Below are 444 nucleotides of genomic sequence, written 5' to 3' on the forward strand. Positions count from 1 at the left end.
CTCCCGGTCGGCGAGGACGGCCTGCAGTGCGGCCGCCGCGGCCAGCGCGCTCGGCACCGAGGTCTCGCCGCCGAGGTGGTCGAGACCGTCGTCGCCGGGGAACGGCGAGGTCCACCGCGCGGACCGGCGTACGGCGAGCACGCCCACGCCGCCGGGACCGCCCCACTTGTGCGCCGACGCGGCCAGGGCGGACCACCGCTGGGGGAGCGGGACCCGGCCCACGGCTGCGGCGGCATCGACGAACAGCGGCACGTCGTCGGGCAGGTCGAGGTCGTCGACCGGTTGGAGCGTGCCGACCTCCTGGTTGGCGGCCTGGAGCGCGACGACCGCGACCCCCGGCTTCCGGGCGGCGGCGGTCATCGCCGCGACGTCGACCCGGCCGGTGGCGTCGACCGCCACTGAGGCGTGAGCGGGGGAGTCGTGCCACTCGACCGCGTGCAGGAC

Annotated in this window: 1 protein-coding gene; it reads right to left on the reverse strand. The window is 77.7% G+C overall.

Translation table 11 applies throughout. The annotated features are described in order from the left end of the window. The coding region (locus H0488_RS23545; RefSeq protein ID WP_183101573.1) for an aminotransferase class V-fold PLP-dependent enzyme at positions 1–444 on the reverse strand (444 nt) is incomplete at both ends.

The sequence above is a fragment of the Nocardioides pelophilus genome, assembly GCF_014180685.1.
GTDB classification, from domain to species: domain Bacteria; phylum Actinomycetota; class Actinomycetes; order Propionibacteriales; family Nocardioidaceae; genus Nocardioides; species Nocardioides pelophilus.